This is a genomic window from Providencia sneebia DSM 19967, from assembly GCF_000314895.2.
GTDB classification, from domain to species: Bacteria; Pseudomonadota; Gammaproteobacteria; order Enterobacterales; family Enterobacteriaceae; genus Providencia; species Providencia sneebia.
Genome location: NZ_CM001773.1, coordinates 3,612,376 through 3,631,562, shown reverse-complemented (window position 1 = coordinate 3,631,562; position 19,187 = coordinate 3,612,376). Strand labels below are relative to the sequence as shown.

The window sequence follows — 19,187 nt, the reverse complement described above, 5'->3', positions numbered from 1 at the left end:
ATAATATTCATTTTTTGTGCGTGGATACGTTATCAAACTCTAATTAAGGAAATACGTTTTACGATTAGAGGTGTGTCTAGACAGCAATGAAATAGAAATCATCAATAGTGGTGTTTCTACATTCATGAAGGGATAAATAGAAACATAGTATGGCTAATATTGGGCATTTATTGGCGATACAGAGGGAATTGATATGCGGGTTTCACATCTTAATTTTAACCATCTTTATTATTTTTGGCATGTATGTAAAGAAGGGTCTGTTGTTGGTGCAGCAGAAGCATTGTATTTAACACCTCAAACTATTACTGGGCAAATTAAAGCATTAGAAGAACGGCTTGGTGGTAAACTTTTTAAACGACAAGGGCGGGGATTAGTTCCATCTGAACTTGGGCAACTTATTTTCCGCTATGCAGATAAAATGTTTATGCTTAGCCAAGAAATGCTTGATATTGTTAATTATAGCCGTGAGTCCAACTTATTATTTGATGTTGGTGTTGCGGATGCATTATCCAAACATTTGGTCAGCAGAATATTGGAAACCGCTGTAGTTGAACAAGAACAAATTCATTTACGCTGCTTTGAATCAACACATGAGATGTTATTGGAACAACTTAGCCAGCATAAACTCGATATGATTTTATCTGACTGTCCTGTTGATTCATCACAGCAAGAAGGTCTGTTCTCAGTTAAACTTGGTGAGTGCAATGTGAGTTTTTTTTGCCGACAACCTGCGCCGAAAAAGCCATTTCCTGAGTGTTTAGAAGAGCGCCGGCTACTTATTCCGGGAAGACGTTCAATGTTAGGAAGGCATTTATTAACTTGGATACGCAATAAAAATTTACAAGTTGAAGTGCTCGGTGAATTTGATGATGCGGCTTTGATGAAAGCCTTTGGCATTTCTCATAATGCGATTTTTGTTGCGCCATCACTCTATGCCGCAGATATTTTAGAAGATGAAGATGTCATTGAACTTGGGCAGTTGGATAATGTAAAAGAAGAGTATTATGTGATTTTTGCAGAGAGAATGATCCAGCATCCCGCAGTTCAGCGTGTGTGCAACAAAGATTTTTCTAATTTATTTGCAACATCGTTTAGTAAGCTGGCGAAGAAAGTGTGATAAAACAAAAAAACCGGCAAAAGCCGGTTTTTTTAGCTAATCAAGAAGCAAAATTACATTGCTTTGATTTGTGCTGCTAAGTTAGCTTTATGACGTGCAGCTTTGTTCTTGTGGATCAAGCCTTTTGCTGCATGGCGATCGACAATAGGTTGCATATCATTGAATGCTTTCTGAGCAGTCTCTTTATCGCCAGCAGCGATAGCAAGGTAAACTTTCTTGATAAAAGTACGCACCATAGAACGACGGCTAGCATTGTGCTGACGACGTTTCTCAGATTGTATAGCGCGTTTCTTAGCTGATTTGATATTAGCCAAGGTCCAACTCCCAAATGTATTCTATTGAGGACAATTCAAAGGTCGAGGAATATGCCCTTTCGCCCTTCATTTGTCAATGGATTTGTGCAAATAAACGTCGTGTACTTCGACGTAAGTGCGTTTGTGAATGGTGCAAGATTCTACCAGTAAATACTAGAGGAATACAGATCTTAGCGCGAAAAAAAGTGTATTTGCCTGCATATAATAAAAAATGTTGTTGGATGTAAAATTTTTTTGTTAGATAAATCAATAAGAGGATAACTTACGAACAATAATTGGTTAAATGTTGACCTCTGTTATAAATGTTTTGCGGATCGTGACGAGAAAATAAGAAAAAATGACGATTTTTCGAGACCTCAGCACAAAATTGTTGTATTGATAATCTATAGATTATTTCAATATTTTATTTTTGTTATGGTGCGGAGTTGTTAATCGAGCAAAATATAAGTAATACCACTAAATATTGAAGTCATTAGGGGTGACCCCACAATAAATAAAGTTATTTCAGTGCTTGGATGAAAAAACGTCCCCAAATAGCGGTAAAATTGTTGCTTAACAGGGAAGGTAGGGGATCTGAATAGCTTGAATTATGGTAGATATAAACGCAAAATCATCTGATAAAATGTCTAGATGACATGCAAAATGGTCAAAAAATTACGGTTAAATGAAACCTTTTGCGAACATGGGTTAACCTTGGACGATGTACAAGGTATAATCCGGCAATTTCCTCGGTATTGAGCCTGTTATGGAGCTAATTCGCGGTATACAAAATATTCGGCCGCATCATTGTGGTTGCGTGCTAACTATTGGTAATTTCGATGGTGTTCATCGTGGACATCAGGCTTTGCTTCAAAATTTGAAGGCAAAAGGTGAGCAATTAGGCTTACCTTCTATGTTGATGATTTTTGAGCCTCAGCCCCTAGAATTTTTTGTTGGTGATAAGTCGCCAGCTCGTTTGACTCGCTTACGTGATAAAGTGAAGTATTTAGCCGATAGCGGTCTTGATTACCTACTTTGTGTCGAGTTTAATCAGCATTTTGCTTCACTCACACCAGATGAATTTGTTGTAAATTTATTGGTGAAAAAACTGGGTGTGAAATATCTCGCTATTGGTGATGATTTTCGTTTTGGCAAAAATCGTTCTGGTGATTTTGCTTTCTTACAAAAAGCGGGTGAAAAATATGGATTTGAAGTCGCAGATACTGAAAGTTTTTGTGATTCAGGTTTACGTATTAGTAGCACTGCGATTCGCAAAGCCATACAAGAAGATGACCTTGCATTAGCAGAAGTGTTGTTAGGCCATCCGTACAGAATCAGTGGGCGTGTTGTACATGGAAACCAACTTGGTAGAACGATTGGCTTCCCGACAGCAAATATCCCATTAAAACGATTAGTCACACCAGTCACTGGTGTGTATGCTGTAGAGGTGTATGGGTTAGGTGATAAAGCCTTTCCCGGGGTAGCAAATATTGGTACCCGACCAACGGTGTCTGGTAAAGGGCAACAATTAGAAGTCCATTTAATTGATTCAAATATGGATCTATATGGGCGGCATATTGATGTCGTGTTACGTAAAAAACTACGTGACGAACAGCGATTTGCTTCATTGGATGCGCTTAAGGAGCAAATTGCTAAAGATGTAATCACAGCTAGGAATTACTTAGCTGATATAGGTGTCAGATAATTTAGCGGAAAATGGAACTGAGAATCGATGAGTGACTATAAAAATACCTTGAATCTACCGGAAACAGGGTTCCCAATGCGTGGCGATCTCGCTAAACGCGAACCACAGATGTTAGAACGCTGGTACAAAGAAAATCTGTATCAAGCAATCCGTAAAGCTAAATCGGGCAAAAAAACATTTATTTTGCACGATGGTCCTCCATATGCTAACGGCAGTATTCATATTGGTCACTCAGTTAACAAAATTCTCAAAGACATTATTATTAAATCCAAAGGGTTTGCAGGCTTTGACTCGCCATATATCCCTGGTTGGGATTGCCATGGTTTACCGATTGAACATAAAGTTGAACAAATCGTTGGTAAGCCAGGTGAAAAAGTTTCCGCTGCTGAATTTCGTGCTCAGTGCCGTCAATATGCTAAAGAGCAAATAGAAGGGCAAAAAGCTGATTTTATGCGCTTGGGTGTTCTCGGCGAGTGGGACAAACCTTATCTGACAATGGATTTTAAAACTGAAGCTCATATCATCAGAGCATTAGCAAAAACTATTGCCAATGGCCATTTAGTGAAAGGCGCTAAACCTGTTCACTGGTGTACTGCATGTGGTTCATCTTTAGCTGAAGCTGAAGTTGAATATTACGATAAAACATCGCCATCGATTTATGTCCGTTTCCCTGCGGTTGATAGCCAAGCGGTTTGTGAAAAATTTGGTGTAACAACAGATAAAACGCCTTCTTTAGTTATTTGGACAACAACACCTTGGACTCTACCTGCTAACCGTGCGATTTCTTTAAACCCTGAGTTTAAATATCAGCTTGTTGAGGCGGATGGTGAATTAGTCATTCTAGCGGCTGATCTCGTTAAAGATGTGATGAAAACCGCTGGAGTTGAATCTTGGAAAATAGTTGGTGAGTGTGATGGTAGCGCATTAGAATTGCTGCGTTTCCAACATCCATTCATGGGTTTTGATGTTCCTGCTATTCTTGGCGATCACGTCACTTTAGATGCGGGTACTGGTGCGGTACATACTGCACCTGGCCATGGTCCTGAAGACTATGTGATTGGTCAAAAATATGATTTAGAAACGGCGAATCCAGTTGGTCCAGATGGTTGTTTCTTAGCAAATACTTACCCAACTTTAGATGGCGTATTTATTTTCAAAGCCAATGATTTAATTGTCGATTTGCTAAAAGAAAAGGGTGCTCTACTCTTTAAACAAGCGATTTCTCATAGCTACCCTTGTTGCTGGCGTCATAAAACACCGGTTATTTTCCGTGCAACTCCACAATGGTTTATTGGCATGGATAAAAATGGCTTACGCAAGCAATCATTGAAAGAGATTGATATTGTTCAATGGATCCCTGGTTGGGGCCGTGCGCGTATCGAATCAATGGTGGCAAATCGCCCAGACTGGTGTATCTCTCGTCAACGTACTTGGGGAACCCCAATGTCGTTGTTCGTTCATAAAGATACCGAAGAGCTACATCCGCGCACGTTAGAATTGATGGAAGAAGTGGCTAAACGTGTTGAAGTTGATGGCATTCAAGCTTGGTGGGATTTAGATCCTAAAGAATTATTAGGTGATGAAGCCGAACTCTATCGCAAAGTACCTGACACACTTGATGTTTGGTTTGATTCAGGATCAACACATTTTGCTGTTGTCGATGCGCGCCCTGAGTTCCACGGTAATTCTGCTGATATGTATCTTGAAGGCTCAGACCAACATCGCGGTTGGTTTATGTCATCACTCATGCTTTCAACAGCAATGAAAGGTAAAGCACCTTACCGCCAAGTATTGACACATGGTTTCACCGTGGATGGTCAAGGCCGTAAAATGTCTAAATCTTTAGGCAATACCGTTAGCCCGCAAGATGTGATGAATAAACTGGGCGCGGATATTTTACGTCTATGGGTTGCATCAACAGATTATACGGGTGAAATTGCAGTCTCTGATGAAATCTTAAAACGCGCAGCAGATTCTTATCGCCGTATTCGTAACACAGCGCGTTTCTTCTTAGCTAACCTAAATGGTTTTAACCCAGAAACTGATATGGTTAAGCCTGAAGATATGGTGGTGCTGGATAGATGGGCGGTTGGTCGTGCGCTTGCGGCACAACAAGAGATTATCAAAGCCTATGACGAGTATGATTTCTTAGGTGTTATTCAGCGCTTAATGCATTTCTGCTCTATTGAAATGGGCTCTTTCTATCTCGATATTATTAAAGATCGTCAATATACGGCAAAAAGTGATAGCTTGGCTCGTCGTAGCTGCCAAACTGCGCTGTTCTATATTGTTGAAGCATTGGTTCGTTGGATTGCGCCAGTTCTCTCTTTCACCGCAGATGAAATTTGGAATCAATTACCGGGTGAACGCGCTAAGTATGTCTTTACTGAAGAGTGGTATGATGCGCTATTCGGTTTAGAAAATTCCGAAGAGATGAATGATGATTTCTGGGCGGAATTACTTGCTGTTCGCGGCGAAGTAAACAAAGTTCTGGAGCAAGCGCGTGCAGATAAACATATTGGTGGTTCTTTAGAGGCGGCAGTTACATTGTATGCAGATAAAGCACTGGCTGATAAATTAAATAGCTTAGGTGATGAGCTACGTTTTGTTCTGCTGACTTCTCAAGCTGTCGTTGCTGATATTGCATCTGCACCAGCAGATGCTCAGCCATCTGAACTGAGTGGTTTGAAAATTAGCTTTAGTAAAGCTTCAGGTGAGAAATGCCCTCGCTGCTGGCACTATGCTAATGATATCGGTTCGGTAGCTGATCATCCTGAATTGTGTGGTCGCTGTGTTACTAACGTAGCCGGAAACGGTGAACTACGTAAATTTGCATAATGAAAAGACCAATTTGCTCGACGGGTTTACGTTGGATATGGCTGACAGTTGTCCTGATTATATTGGACTTGGGGATTAAGCAAGTTGTCTTGAAAGAGATGGATCTGCATGTCACTCATCCAGTTATGCCATTTTTGAATCTAATGTATGCGCAAAACTTTGGTGCGGCATTCAGCTTCCTTGCTGATGAAGGGGGCTGGCAGCGCTGGTTTTTTGCTGGTGTTGCCATTGCGATATCAATTATTTTATTAGTATTGATGTATCGCCAAAGTGCACAAAAATACCTGAGTAATATTGCTTATGCGTTGATTATTAGTGGTGCTGTTGGCAACCTTACCGATCGCTTAATGCACGGGTTTGTTATTGACTACATTGATTTTTATGTTGGCAATTGGCACTACCCAACATTTAACCTTGCAGACATTGCTATTTGTATCGGTGCTGCTCTGGTTATTCTTGAAGGTTTCTTGCCAGATAAAACGAAAAAGCAAGCAAACTAGTTGGAAAAGTGTTTACCCATAAAATAATGACCTCAGCCCGGTTCTTCCGGGCTGATTTTTATGAAAGATAATAGGTTTGATTTATGTCTACTCAGGTTCAACCACAAAGTGCAGTATTATTGCATTTCACGCTGAAGTTAGAAGATGGCTCTACAGCAGACTCCTCTTATAGCCAAGGAAAACCGGCACTGTTTACATTAGGAAATGACTCGCTTTCACCTGAGTTAGAAGAACAATTATTAGGTCTACGTGTTGGAGAAAAGAAACATTTTTCACTCCCAGGTGATGCTATTTTTGGTAAACATAATCCTGATTTAGTCCAGTATTTTTCTTTGCGTGACTTCATTGAAACCGGTGTTCCTGAGATTGGTACTATAATGTTATTTACTGCAATGAATGGCAGTGAAATGCCAGGGATAGTAAAATCAATAGAAGGTGAATCTGTTACTATTGATTTTAATCACCCATTAGCAGAGCAACAAATCAGTTTTGATGTTGAAGTGCTTGAGATAGATCCGCAATTGGAGAGTCAGAATGCAAATATTAATGGCTAACCCTCGTGGCTTTTGCGCAGGTGTAGACCGAGCAATTAGTATTGTAGAAAGGGCGCTAGAACTTTATGGTGCGCCAATTTATGTACGCCATGAAGTGGTACATAACCGTTATGTGGTGGATAATTTACGCCAGCGCGGTGCAATTTTTATTGAGGAAATATCTGAAGTACCTGATGGCTCAATATTAATTTTTTCAGCTCATGGTGTTTCTCAGGCAATCCGACAAGAAGCGCGTTCGCGTGATCTTACTATGTTATTTGATGCGACTTGCCCATTAGTGACGAAAGTTCATATGGAAGTCGCTAGAGCGAGTCGAAAAGGCAAAGAAGCCATTTTGATTGGTCATGCTGGTCATCCTGAAGTGGAAGGCACCATGGGGCAGTATAATAACCCAGCAGGTGGCATGTACTTAGTTGAAAGTCCTGAAGATGTTTGGAAACTACAAGTTAAAGATGAAGGTAACTTGTGCTTTATGACCCAAACAACACTCTCGGTTGATGACACATCTGATGTCATTGATGCATTAACGCAGCGCTTTCCTAATATTGTTGGTCCGCGTAAAGATGATATTTGTTATGCGACAACAAATAGGCAAGAGGCGGCGCGTGACTTAGCGCAGCAGGCAGATATTGTATTAGTGGTTGGCTCTAAAAATTCATCCAACTCTAACCGCTTAGCAGAGTTAGCTTCCCGCATGCAAAAACCGGCTTATTTAATTGATGGTGCTGAAGATATTAAAGCTGAATGGTTAGCAGGTAAATCAATTATTGGCTTGACTGCGGGGGCTTCTGCGCCTGATATTTTGGTTCGCCAAGTTATTGATAAACTCAAAGAGTTTGGGGCGGGTGATGTAGTTGAGCTGCAAGGGCGTGAGGAAAATATTGTCTTTGAAGTGCCTAAAGAGCTTCGCGTTGAAATAAAGCAAATCAGTTAAATAATGATAATAAAAGGCCTCTAGTTTGTTGAAGTTCAAGCTAGAGGTCAACGTCGTTACGGAGTTTGTGGTGCCAGAAAATATAAATCATTCGGTTAATGTCCTCTCTGTTTTTGATTTTGATGGCACATTAACCTATCACGACAGCTTTATTCCTTTTTTGAAATTTGCCTTTGGTAAATATCATTTTTCTCGCAAAATTATTCGGCTAGTTTTACCAACATTAAAATGTGCAAGACGAAAATTAACGCGCGATGAATTGAAAGAAGTGTTGATAAAAACATTTCTAACTGGAATTGATGAAAAATGGTTAATAGAGAAAGCTGAACAATTTTGCCAGATTTACTGGCCTAAATTGATGCGCCCTTCAGGTTTGCGCGGTGTTACTGCGGAAATAGAAAGTGGTGCAGAAGTGACAATTTGTTCAGCTTCACCATCCTTAGTTTTAAAACCATTTGCACAACGACTAGGGATTAAATTAATTAGTACTGAATTAGAAATTGTGGATGGTAAACTCACAGGGAATTTGGTGGGAAAAAACTGTCGCCGTGAAGAGAAAATTAAACGGCTAGAACACGTTTATGGTGACCTTTCACAATACCATCTGCGAGCTTGGGGTGATAGCCGAGGGGATTTTGAACTGTTACAAGCGGCTCAAGATGCCCACTGGCGCCATTTCCATAAAAAGCATTACCGCTATAAATACAAGCAAGTTGTTGCGAGAGATGATTAAAAGCAGCGACTGAACAGAACCTCTTGATTAATAAAATAACCAAGAGGTTTTTATTATTGGTTACTTAGTTTTTTGCTGCTTTGTTGGGAAAATGATACTGGCTAAAATCCCCAAAATTAATACCCCAAGAACAACCCACAAACTGGTATTGGCTGAAATGCTAAAACCATGCTGCCAAATATGATCAGTGGCATTTAATCCCAACTTTATTGCAATAAAAAACAGCAAAACAACAACGGCTTTTTCAAGATGAACGAGGTATTGTTTTAATGCTTCGAGGACAAAATAGAGCGTTCGTAAGCCTAAAATCGCAAACATCATTGCACTATAAATAATTAGGGGTTCACGGCTTACAGCAATGATGGCTGGAACAGAATCAAAGGCAAACATGACATCAGATAATTCAATGATTGCCATACATAACATTAGTGGTGTGGCATATAGTCGCGCTGTTTTTCCTCTACCCACAGTAATGGCTTTGTTTTCCGGTTTTGCCAACTCAACATTCACTTCTTTTTGAGTCAATAAAAAGGCATGTCCGCTAATTTTTGGCCAGATAGGAAAAAAACGTTTTACACACCGATAAGCTAAATGATGGGAGTAATCTTCTATTTCATCTTTATTATCATGATTTTTCAACATCATCATTGCAGTCCATGCGACAACAATGGCAAAAATCATCTCTACATAAGGTCCTAAGCTGAGTAAGCCCGTTCCGATCGCCACAAAAATACCCCGAAAAATAATGGCACCAATAATCCCCCAATAAAGTACTCGATGACGCAGTCCATCAGGGACAGAAAAACATGAAAAAATCGCCATCATGAGAAATAAATTATCAATTGAGAGCACTTTTTCTAATACATAGCCAGTGACAAATAGGCTTGCGGCTTCTGAACCATGATGGATATACAAAAAAGTAGCGAAAACCATGGCAATAGCAATCCAAAATAGCGACCAGATGATGGCATTTTTGAGTGTAATAGCCTGATTTTTACGGTGCATAAATAAATCAATGATAATGGCACCGATAGCCAATACGACAAAGACGGTCACTGTTTCTGTAGGAAAGCCAATATGAGAGGATGCCATGTTAATCCTTAGAGAATATCTTTAGAAAGAGAACAACTGCAAAACATAAATTTAATTGTGCCGAAGTACTATACTTGTTGTGTTCTACACAAGTTTTACTGATAACTTCCTGTCTCTATATGCTTTTATTAATAATTCAACATTAGCGCTAGCACAGATTGGAGAGGCTAGTTAATCTATGGGTAGACAGTTTTCAAATTATGTTGCTGTGAATACGGGCAACGATACATTGTACTCATGGCAGTATTATTAATAAAGGACAGCAAATGACGAATAGTATAGTGCGTGTTGCAGTTGTTGGGGCTGGTGGGCGAATGGGACGTCAGCTTATTCAAGCAGCACAAGAGCAGGATGGGATTCAATTAGGCGCGGCAATTGAACGCCAAGGTTCATCTTTGGTGGGGACAGATGCTGGTGAGCTGGCGGGGATTGGTAAACTGGGTATCAATGTCGTCGATTCACTTGAAAAAGTTGTGAATGATTTTGATGTAGTAATTGATTTTACTCGCCCTGAAGGCACTTTACAGTATTTAGCGTTTTGTGAAGCGAATAATAAAGCAATGGTTATTGGAACAACGGGTTTTGATGAGCAAGGCAAGCTGGCAATAAGTGAAGCTGCTAAATCTATTCCAATTGTTTTTGCTGCAAATTTCAGTGTTGGTGTTAATTTAGTCCTAAAACTATTGGAAAAAGCAGCAAAAGTGATGGGCGATTATTGTGATATTGAAATCGTTGAAGCACATCATCGCCATAAAGTGGATGCACCATCAGGAACCGCATTAGCGATGGGAGAATCTATTGCTGATGCTTTAGGTACAGACCTTAAGGATTGCGCAGTTTATACCCGAGAAGGATACACTGGTGAACGTAAGCCGGGCACGATTGGTTTTGCCACAATTCGAGCAGGTGATATTGTTGGTGAACATACAGCGATGTTTGCGGATATTGGTGAGCGAGTGGAGATAAGCCATAAGGCTTCAAGCCGAATGACGTTTGCAAAAGGGGCAATTAAGGCTTCTGGTTGGGTTGTTGCTCAAAAATCTGGGTTATATGATATGAAAAATGTCTTAAATCTCGATAAGTTGTAAAATAATTATTTTTATTATTGATAAGAATCATGGTATTAAGTTGTTACTTGCCATGATTCTTGTATTTTGTTTATCTTTATATTCGTTTTCTCTGTTTTTATTGTTTTAATTAGTTTGTTTCCTTTATTTTGATTAATAAATAACCTTTTATAGCCAAGTAACTTATCTTAGTATCAAATATCTAATTAACTTCTTTTGCAACCGTTTACTTAGTACATATAGTTATCTCTTTTGCTGTTTTTATCACTCAATTTTAAGCTGCTAACCAAAAAAACAAGATAAAAGTAAAAAAAATGTGTTTTTTTCTAGACAAGAGCGCAACTCATCATTAGAATGCGCGCAATTTGTCAAAAATATGCTTAAAAACGCATTTTGGCATTGATTTAGATCCTCAAATCTGAATTAATATGCACTAATCGTGATTTATTATTCCCTGGAGGGTGTTTTGATTAAGTCAGCTATACTGGTTCTCGAAGACGGAACCGAATTCCACGGGCGCGCCATCGGTGCTGAAGGGGCCGCTGTTGGAGAAGTCGTTTTCAATACGTCAATGACCGGATATCAAGAAATAATTACCGACCCTTCCTATTCCCGCCAAATTGTTACTCTCACTTATCCCCATATTGGTAATGTCGGCACTAATGCCGATGATGAAGAATCCCCAAAAGTTCATGCGCAAGGCTTGATTATTCGTGATTTACCATTGGTTTATAGTAACTTTCGCGGTCAGGAAGGTTTATCAGAATACCTGAAACGCCATAATGTTGTTGCAATTGCAGATATTGATACACGTAAACTCACTCGTATCCTAAGAGAAAAAGGCGCACAAAATGGTTGCATCATTGCAGGTGATAACCCTGATGCTGCATCAGCATTAGCAAAAGCGCGCGCATTTTCGGGTTTAAATGGTTTAGATTTAGCAAAAGAAGTTTGTACTAAAGAAGCTTATAGCTGGACACAAGGTTCTTGGACCCTTAATGATGGGCAAGTTGCTGCAAAAAATGCTGATGAACTGCCACTTCATGTTGTTGCTTATGACTTTGGTGCAAAGCGTAATATCTTGCGTATGTTGGTTGACCGTGGCTGCCGTTTAACCGTCGTTCCTGCAACAACATCAGCAGAAGCTGTTCTCGCAATGGATCCAGATGGTATTTTCTTATCAAATGGACCTGGTGATCCAGCCCCTTGTGATTATGCAATTGAAGCTATCCAGCATTTCTTGGAAACCGATATTCCTATTTTCGGTATTTGCCTTGGACATCAATTACTTGCCCTCGCAAGTGGTGCTAACACGATGAAGATGAAATTTGGTCATCATGGTGCTAACCATCCAGTTAAAGATTTAGATCAAGATGTTGTTATGATCACGGCTCAAAACCACGGTTTTGCTGTTGATGAGTCAACATTGCCCGACACCTTACGCGTGACACATAAATCACTATTTGATGGCACCTTGCAAGGTATTCACCGTACTGATAAGCCAGCATTTAGCTTCCAAGGACATCCGGAAGCGAGTTCAGGCCCACACGATGCGGCTAAATTGTTCGATCATTTCATCGACCTAATCAATGAATATCGTCAAAACCATCCTCGTCATAACGCAGAATAATCGGGAGCCATAAAAATGCCAAAGCGTACAGACATAAAAAGTATTCTGATCCTAGGTGCCGGTCCGATTGTTATCGGGCAAGCATGTGAGTTCGATTATTCCGGTGCTCAGGCTTGTAAAGCCCTGCGTGAGGAAGGTTATCGCGTTATTCTGGTTAACTCGAACCCTGCAACCATCATGACTGACCCTGAAATGGCTGATGCAACTTATATTGAGCCAATTCATTGGGAAGTTGTGCGCAAAATTATCGAAAAAGAACGTCCAGATGCCGTTTTACCTACAATGGGTGGTCAAACAGCACTAAACTGTGCGCTAGAACTTGAGCGTAAAGGGGTGTTAGCTGAGTTTGGTGTCACCATGATTGGTGCAACAGCAGATGCGATTGATAAAGCAGAAGATCGCCAACGCTTTGATAAAGCCATGAAAAAAATTGGCTTGGATACAGCTCGCTCTGGTATTGCACATACGATGGAAGAAGCTTATGCGGTTGCTGATGATGTTGGATTCCCTTGTATCATTCGCCCTTCATTTACCATGGGCGGAACAGGCGGTGGTATCGCTTATAACCGAGAAGAATTTGAAGAAATCTGTACGCGTGGTCTAGACCTTTCACCAACGAATGAATTGCTCATTGATGAATCATTAATTGGTTGGAAAGAGTATGAAATGGAAATTGTTCGCGATAAAAACGATAACTGCATTATCGTTTGCTCAATTGAAAACTTCGATGCGATGGGCATTCATACAGGTGACTCTATCACTGTAGCACCTGCTCAAACTCTGACTGATAAAGAATACCAAATCATGCGTGATGCCTCGATGGCAGTCTTGCGTGAAATTGGTGTTGAAACGGGCGGTTCTAACGTCCAGTTTTCTGTTAACCCGAAAACAGGCCGTTTAATTGTTATTGAAATGAACCCGCGTGTTTCTCGCTCGTCAGCTTTGGCATCTAAAGCAACAGGTTTCCCTATTGCGAAAATCGCGGCTAAATTGGCGGTAGGTTATACACTTGATGAGTTGATGAATGACATTACTGGTGGTCGCACACCGGCTTCATTTGAACCATCAATTGACTATGTTGTGACAAAAATCCCTCGCTTTAACTTTGAAAAGTTTGCTGGCACCAATGACCGCCTGACAACACAAATGAAATCAGTTGGCGAAGTTATGGCAATTGGTCGTACTTTCCAAGAATCTATGCAAAAAGCGTTGCGTGGACTGGAAGTTGGCGCGACAGGTTTTGATCCTAAAGTGAGTTTAGATGACCCAGAAGCATTAACGCGTATTCGTCGTGAGCTAAAAGAAGCCGGAGCAGAGCGAGCTTGGTATTTAGCAGATGCTTTCCGTGCAGGCCTTTCAGTGGATGGGATCTTCAATCTGACCAATATTGACCGCTGGTTCTTAGTTCAAATTGAAGAATTAGTGCGTTTAGAAGAGCAGGTTGTTGAGCTTGGAATTAATGGTTTAACAAAAGATTTCCTACGCACTTTAAAACGTAAAGGTTTTGCTGATGCACGTTTGGCTAAACTTGTTGGTGTTTCTGAAACTGAGTTACGCAAATTACGTCAAAGCTATGACCTGCATCCAGTTTATAAGCGCGTTGATACCTGTGCGGCTGAATTTGCAACAGATACGGCTTATATGTATTCCACTTATGAAGAAGAGTGTGAATCAAATCCAAATACGGATAAACCTAAAATCATGGTGTTAGGTGGTGGGCCAAACCGTATCGGACAAGGTATTGAGTTTGATTACTGCTGTGTACATGCTTCATTAGCTTTACGTGAAGATGGTTATGAAACCATCATGGTGAACTGTAACCCAGAAACAGTATCAACGGATTATGATACATCAGACCGCCTCTATTTTGAGCCAGTAACATTAGAAGATGTGCTTGAAATTGTCCGCATTGAACAGCCAAAAGGTGTGATTGTGCAATATGGTGGACAAACCCCACTGAAATTAGCGCGTGAACTTGAGGCTGCTGGTGTACCAATTATCGGAACTAGCCCTGATGCGATAGATAGAGCAGAAGACCGCGAACGTTTCCAACAAGCGGTTAATCGTCTTAATCTGAAACAACCTAAGAATGCAACAGTTGCAACGATTGAACAAGCCGTTGAAAAAGCAGCAGGTATTGGTTATCCATTAGTCGTTCGTCCATCTTATGTACTGGGCGGCCGTGCGATGGAAATTGTTTATGACGAAACTGATTTACGTCGTTATTTCCAAACTGCGGTAAGTGTATCTAATGATGCGCCTGTTTTACTCGACCGTTTCCTTGATGACGCAGTAGAAGTTGATGTTGATGCAATCTGTGATGGTGAAATGGTATTGATTGGCGGCATTATGGAACATATTGAGCAAGCGGGTGTTCACTCTGGCGACTCTGCCTGTTCACTTCCTGCTTATACACTTAGCCAAGAAATTCAAGATGTTATGCGTGAGCAAGTGCGTGATCTTGCGTTTGAATTACGCGTTCGTGGCTTAATGAACGTCCAATTCGCAGTGAAAAACAATGAAGTCTACTTGATTGAAGTGAACCCACGTGCCGCGAGAACAGTGCCATTTGTTTCTAAAGCAACAGGTGTGCCACTGGCGAAAGTGGCAGCTCGCGTAATGGCTGGACAATCTTTAGCTGAGCAAGGTGTTACTAAAGAAGTCATTCCACCTTATTATTCAGTAAAAGAAGTGGTTTTACCGTTTAATAAATTCCAAGGTGTTGACCCAATTTTAGGGCCTGAAATGCGCTCAACAGGTGAAGTGATGGGTGTGGGTCGTACATTTGCAGAAGCTTTTGCTAAAGCGATGTTAGGCAGTAGCTCAACCATGAAGAAAACAGGACGCGCCTTACTTTCTGTTCGTGAGGGTGATAAAACACGCGTTGTCGATTTAGCGGCTAAATTGTTGAAACATGGATTTGAACTAGATGCGACTCACGGCACAGCGATTGTACTTGGTGAAGCTGGGATTAACCCGCGCTTAGTCAACAAGGTACATGAAGGTCGCCCACATATTCAGGATAGAATCAAAAATGGCGAATACAATTATATTGTGAATACCACTGCTGGCCGCCAAGCTATCGAAGATTCTAAATTGATCCGCCGTAGCGCACTGCAATATAAAGTACATTATGACACAACGTTGAATGGTGGTTTTGCAACAACCATGTCGTTGAGTGCAGATCCAACTGAAAAAGTGATTTCAGTTCAAGAGATGCATGCACTTATTAAGTAATTGATAAGTTTTCTTGTTAGCCCTGGCAGTCATGTCAGGGCTTTTTTTTATTCTAAGATAAGATTTGGGTAGCGATTAAATTACCTGAACTCGTTTAGGTTGAGTTGCATGTTAATTTGTTTTTTTATTGATAGATTTGCGGTGTTTTAAATACATCACAATAGATCCAATTAACCCTACAACCAACAGTACTACGGGTATTATCATCAGAATGCTAATAACAATTTGCTCATGCTGCTTAATAAATGGAATTTGGTTTAATGCATATCCTAAGCTGATAATAATACCAACCCAAAGTAATCCACTTAACCAGTTAAATAGCTGGAAGCGTTTTTGGCTTAATTCAGATAATCCGGCAAGCACAGGGAGTAGTGTGCGAACAAACGCTAAAAAACGGCCAATAAGCAGGGCATACAACCCCTGTTTGTGGAACATTTGGTTCGCTTTTTCATGGTATTCAGATGGAATTTGCGATAACCATCGCTTAACCATTTTCGTTTCACTGAGCCAGCGCCCTTGAAGAAAGCCCAACCAACAACCAATACTTGCGGCGGCAGTTAGTAATAAAACAGTTGGTATAAAGTGAAGAACGCCTTTTGCAATCAGTGCGCCGGAAAGAATTAATAAGGTATCACCGGGCAAAAAAGCGGCTGGGAGCACGCCATTTTCTAAAACAATGACAACAAAAAGAACTGTATAAATAACCCAAAGTACTTCTGGATTGGAGAGTTTCATAAAATCGTGATGCCAAAGAGCCATTACGATTTCGCGCAAGACTTCCATAGTCGTTCCTGTATAGACGAAAAAAGCAAATATCTAAGGTATATTACAGGAAAAAAGCTAATTAAGTTTGATTTGTTTATAGAAAGGCATAATTAAACTAATTGAATTTTCACATATTCACACATAAATGAAGCAGGTAAATATGTGAAATTCAATAGACTATTGAATACGCTCAAAAGCCAATGTTAAGTCATCAATTAAATCTTGCGGATGTTCTAAGCCAATATGAACTCGGAAAAAGGTGCCTGAACTTGGTTGATAATCAAATTGGCGCATGCTCATTAAGTCTTCTTTTTGATAACCTAAAATTAATGACTCATAGCCACCCCATGAATAGCCCATTTTAAATTGAGTGAAATGATTTAAAAAATCAGCAAATTGCTCTTTAGAGAGACGGGATTTTAATTGGAAAGAGAAAAGGCCGTTGCTACCATGGAAATCTCGAACAAAAAATTCATGTCCTGGGCAAGATGGTAAAGCTGGATGAAAAACATGTTCGACATCAGGATGTTGCTCTAACCAATGGGCAATGATAAGGCTGTTTTCTTCATGCTGTTTTAAGCGCGTTGCTAATGTGTGTAAGCCGCGAGTTGCCATATAAACTGTATCAGGATCAGCAGTTTGTCCTAATAAATAAGAGTTTTCTCTCAATGTTTCAATACAACGTTGGTTGGCGATTGCAACACCCAACATGCCATCTGAATGACCATTAATATATTTAGTTGCTGATTGAATGGAAATATCAATATCAAATAATAATGGTTTGAGTAAAACACCAGCAGCCCATGTGTTATCAATCATAATGATTGTTTCGGGTGATTTTTGACGGATCGCTTTCACAATAGCGGGAAGATCGTGTATTTCCATTGTAATTGAACTTGGTGCTTCTAAAAAACAATGCGTGTATTTGGGCGCATTAATTTTGCGATATCTGCACCTATCATCGGATCAAAATAGCTTGTCTCAACATTCACTTTTGTGAGAATTTTATCGCAAAAATTTTGTGTGGGATCATAGGCTGATCCGGTCACTAAAATATGATCATCAGCTGAAATAAAAGAGAGTATGGCATTGGTGATTGCCGCAGCTCCCGATGGATAGAGAACGGCACCTGCTCCGCATTCCAGTTCTGTCATAGCTTCTTGGAAAGCAAAGTGAGTTTGTGTTCCTCGACGACCATAAAAAAGAACAGCATTGGCGCGATTACGGGTTGCATGTTGCTTTTCTTCCAGGGTATTAAATATGACAGAGGATGTTCTTTGAATAATGGGGTTAACCCCTTTTTGGGTGTAATTGGGATTTCGCCCCAGATGAACTAACTGAGTTTCAGGTTTGAGTTTTGACATGTGACTTCCTTTAGCTGTTATTTTGAACAGGTATGTGCTGTGTTTACTGCATAATTAAGAAGCATCAATTGAAGTTAAATGATTTTGCTAAGGATGTACAACATCTCTTATTTTAGATATTAAAGAATAGATATTATTTATATCTGTTGTATTTATGGTTTTGAATATAAAAAAGCGAAGTAACCCTGCTTTCTTTAAGGATGTCACTGTTAAAGGGTAAAAAATAGCAAAAAAATCGTGAATAGTAATGATAATTACTATCAATTCGTGCTGTGTTTGATATTATCTGCATCGTCTTTTAAAAAAGAGATGAAGGAAGCGAGTTTATTTCGCTTTATGGGTCAGTCGGTGAATGCAAAAATCATCGGCACAAATTTATTCATAGAACACAGAAAAAGAGAGTATAAGGCCAACTGATGCGTACACTAACAGCTTCTATTCTATTGGCGATAGGTTTGATGGGATCAGCTTATGCTGAAACCACTCCAGCGACAACACCAGCTACTGCCCAAACGACTCCGGTTACTCCGGCATCTGAAAATACGAATCTTTCCACAGATACGGGTTCTACTTCTACAGCACCTATAGAGCAAAATCTTTCTGTACAAGAAAATGAGGGTGCAGCACCTGTCATCAGTGAAGATATTGCAATTACCACGGAAAGCCAAGGTGGATTTAACGAAGATTTATCTGTTTGGGGTATGTACCAGAATGCGGATAATGTCGTTAAGACTGTAATGATTGGTTTGGTTATTGCTTCTGTTATTACATGGGCTCTATTCTTCTCTAAAGGGCTAGAGATTATCATTGCTCGTCGCCGCTTAAAAACTGAAACTAAAGAGTTAGTCAGTGTAAAATCACTGGACGAAGCACTAAAGATTGCAAAAAACTTTAAAGCAAATAGTGTGACTCGCATGCTACTACAACAAGCTGCTACTGAAAGAGAACTGTCAGCGGGTAGTAGTGATTTATCAGGTACCAAAGAGCGTACTGGTTTCCGTCTCGAACGTGCTGTTGCATCAATTAGTCGTTATATGGGGCGTGGTAATGGTTATTTAGCAACCATTGGTGCTATCTCCCCGTTTGTTGGGCTGTTTGGAACCGTTTGGGGGATCATGAACAGTTTCATTGGTATTGCACACTCGCAAACAACTAACCTTGCGGTTGTTGCTCCCGGTATTGCTGAGGCACTGTTAGCAACTGCGATTGGTTTGATTGCAGCAATTCCAGCTGTTGTTATTTATAATATTTTTGCCAGAATGATAAACAATTATCGTGGTCAGGTCGGTGATGTTGCTGCTCAAGCTGCTCTATTGTTAGGACGTGACTTAGATTTGGCAAATAGCAAAGCAAGGTAA

At 40.2% G+C, this 19,187-nt stretch carries 14 protein-coding genes and 1 pseudogene; 11 read left to right on the top strand and 4 right to left on the bottom strand.

Annotated elements, in window-relative coordinates:
• The first annotated feature begins 193 nt into the window (after positions 1-193).
• Positions 194-1,117, top strand: coding sequence for a transcriptional activator NhaR (gene nhaR, locus OO7_RS15095; RefSeq protein ID WP_008916800.1), 924 nt, complete (start codon positions 194-196; stop codon positions 1,115-1,117).
• Positions 1,118-1,170: 53 nt separating this feature from the next.
• Here the strand turns inward: nhaR and rpsT are convergent, their stop codons facing one another.
• On the bottom strand, positions 1,171-1,431 hold the full coding sequence (gene rpsT / locus OO7_RS15090; RefSeq protein ID WP_008916799.1) for a 30S ribosomal protein S20: 261 nt from the start codon (positions 1,429-1,431) through the stop codon (positions 1,171-1,173).
• 745 nt (positions 1,432-2,176) lie between these two features.
• On the opposite strand from rpsT, the gene ribF reads away from it, so the two are divergent.
• From ribF to OO7_RS15060, 6 genes are all read left to right on the top strand, one after another.
• Positions 2,177-3,115, top strand: a complete 939-nt coding sequence (gene ribF, locus OO7_RS15085) for a bifunctional riboflavin kinase/FAD synthetase (protein WP_008916798.1) — start codon at positions 2,177-2,179, stop codon at positions 3,113-3,115.
• A gap of 27 nt (positions 3,116-3,142) precedes the next feature.
• The gene (ileS, locus tag OO7_RS15080; protein ID WP_008916797.1) at positions 3,143-5,953 is read left to right on the top strand and encodes an isoleucine--tRNA ligase; all 2,811 of its coding nucleotides are present in this window, start codon (positions 3,143-3,145) and stop codon (positions 5,951-5,953) included.
• Positions 5,953-6,453, top strand: coding sequence for a signal peptidase II (lspA, locus tag OO7_RS15075; RefSeq protein ID WP_008916796.1), 501 nt, complete (start codon positions 5,953-5,955; stop codon positions 6,451-6,453). Before ileS ends, lspA begins: the two co-directional genes overlap by 1 nt.
• A gap of 83 nt (positions 6,454-6,536) precedes the next feature.
• On the top strand, positions 6,537-7,007 hold the full coding sequence (gene fkpB, locus OO7_RS15070; RefSeq protein ID WP_008916795.1) for an FKBP-type peptidyl-prolyl cis-trans isomerase: 471 nt from the start codon (positions 6,537-6,539) through the stop codon (positions 7,005-7,007).
• Positions 6,988-7,941, top strand: a complete 954-nt coding sequence (ispH, locus tag OO7_RS15065) for a 4-hydroxy-3-methylbut-2-enyl diphosphate reductase (RefSeq protein WP_008916794.1) — start codon at positions 6,988-6,990, stop codon at positions 7,939-7,941. Before fkpB ends, ispH begins: the two co-directional genes overlap by 20 nt.
• Before the next feature lie 70 nt (positions 7,942-8,011).
• Positions 8,012-8,674, top strand: a complete 663-nt coding sequence (locus OO7_RS15060; protein ID WP_008916793.1) for an HAD family hydrolase — start codon at positions 8,012-8,014, stop codon at positions 8,672-8,674.
• A gap of 60 nt (positions 8,675-8,734) precedes the next feature.
• On the opposite strand, the gene OO7_RS15055 is transcribed toward OO7_RS15060, so the two are convergent.
• Complete coding sequence (locus tag OO7_RS15055; protein ID WP_008916792.1) at positions 8,735-9,766, bottom strand: TerC/Alx family metal homeostasis membrane protein; 1,032 nt, start codon at positions 9,764-9,766, stop codon at positions 8,735-8,737.
• Between the two features lie 266 nt (positions 9,767-10,032).
• On the opposite strand from OO7_RS15055, the gene dapB reads away from it, so the two are divergent.
• The 3 genes from dapB (at position 10,033) to carB (ending at position 15,700) form a co-directional block, all read left to right on the top strand.
• A complete protein-coding gene (gene dapB / locus OO7_RS15050) occupies positions 10,033-10,854 on the top strand; it encodes a 4-hydroxy-tetrahydrodipicolinate reductase (protein WP_008916791.1) in 822 nt (273 codons plus the stop codon).
• Between the two features lie 445 nt (positions 10,855-11,299).
• Positions 11,300-12,463: a glutamine-hydrolyzing carbamoyl-phosphate synthase small subunit gene (gene carA, locus OO7_RS15045; RefSeq protein WP_008916790.1), complete on the top strand. Its 1,164-nt coding sequence runs from the start codon at positions 11,300-11,302 to the stop codon at positions 12,461-12,463.
• Between the two features lie 15 nt (positions 12,464-12,478).
• Complete coding sequence (gene carB, locus OO7_RS15040) at positions 12,479-15,700, top strand: carbamoyl-phosphate synthase large subunit (RefSeq protein ID WP_008916789.1); 3,222 nt, start codon at positions 12,479-12,481, stop codon at positions 15,698-15,700.
• Positions 15,701-15,811: 111 nt separating this feature from the next.
• Here the strand turns inward: carB and OO7_RS15035 are convergent, their stop codons facing one another.
• Together OO7_RS15035 and metC are read right to left on the bottom strand one after the other, a co-directional pair.
• Positions 15,812-16,483, bottom strand: a complete 672-nt coding sequence (locus OO7_RS15035; RefSeq protein WP_008916788.1) for a DedA family protein — start codon at positions 16,481-16,483, stop codon at positions 15,812-15,814.
• 159 nt (positions 16,484-16,642) lie between these two features.
• Positions 16,643-17,829 (bottom strand): annotated as a pseudogene (gene metC, locus OO7_RS15030) (cystathionine beta-lyase).
• Positions 17,830-18,245: 416 nt separating this feature from the next.
• Here metC and exbB point away from each other — a divergent pair.
• The gene (exbB, locus tag OO7_RS15025) at positions 18,246-19,187 is read left to right on the top strand and encodes a tonB-system energizer ExbB (RefSeq protein WP_008916787.1); all 942 of its coding nucleotides are present in this window, start codon (positions 18,246-18,248) and stop codon (positions 19,185-19,187) included.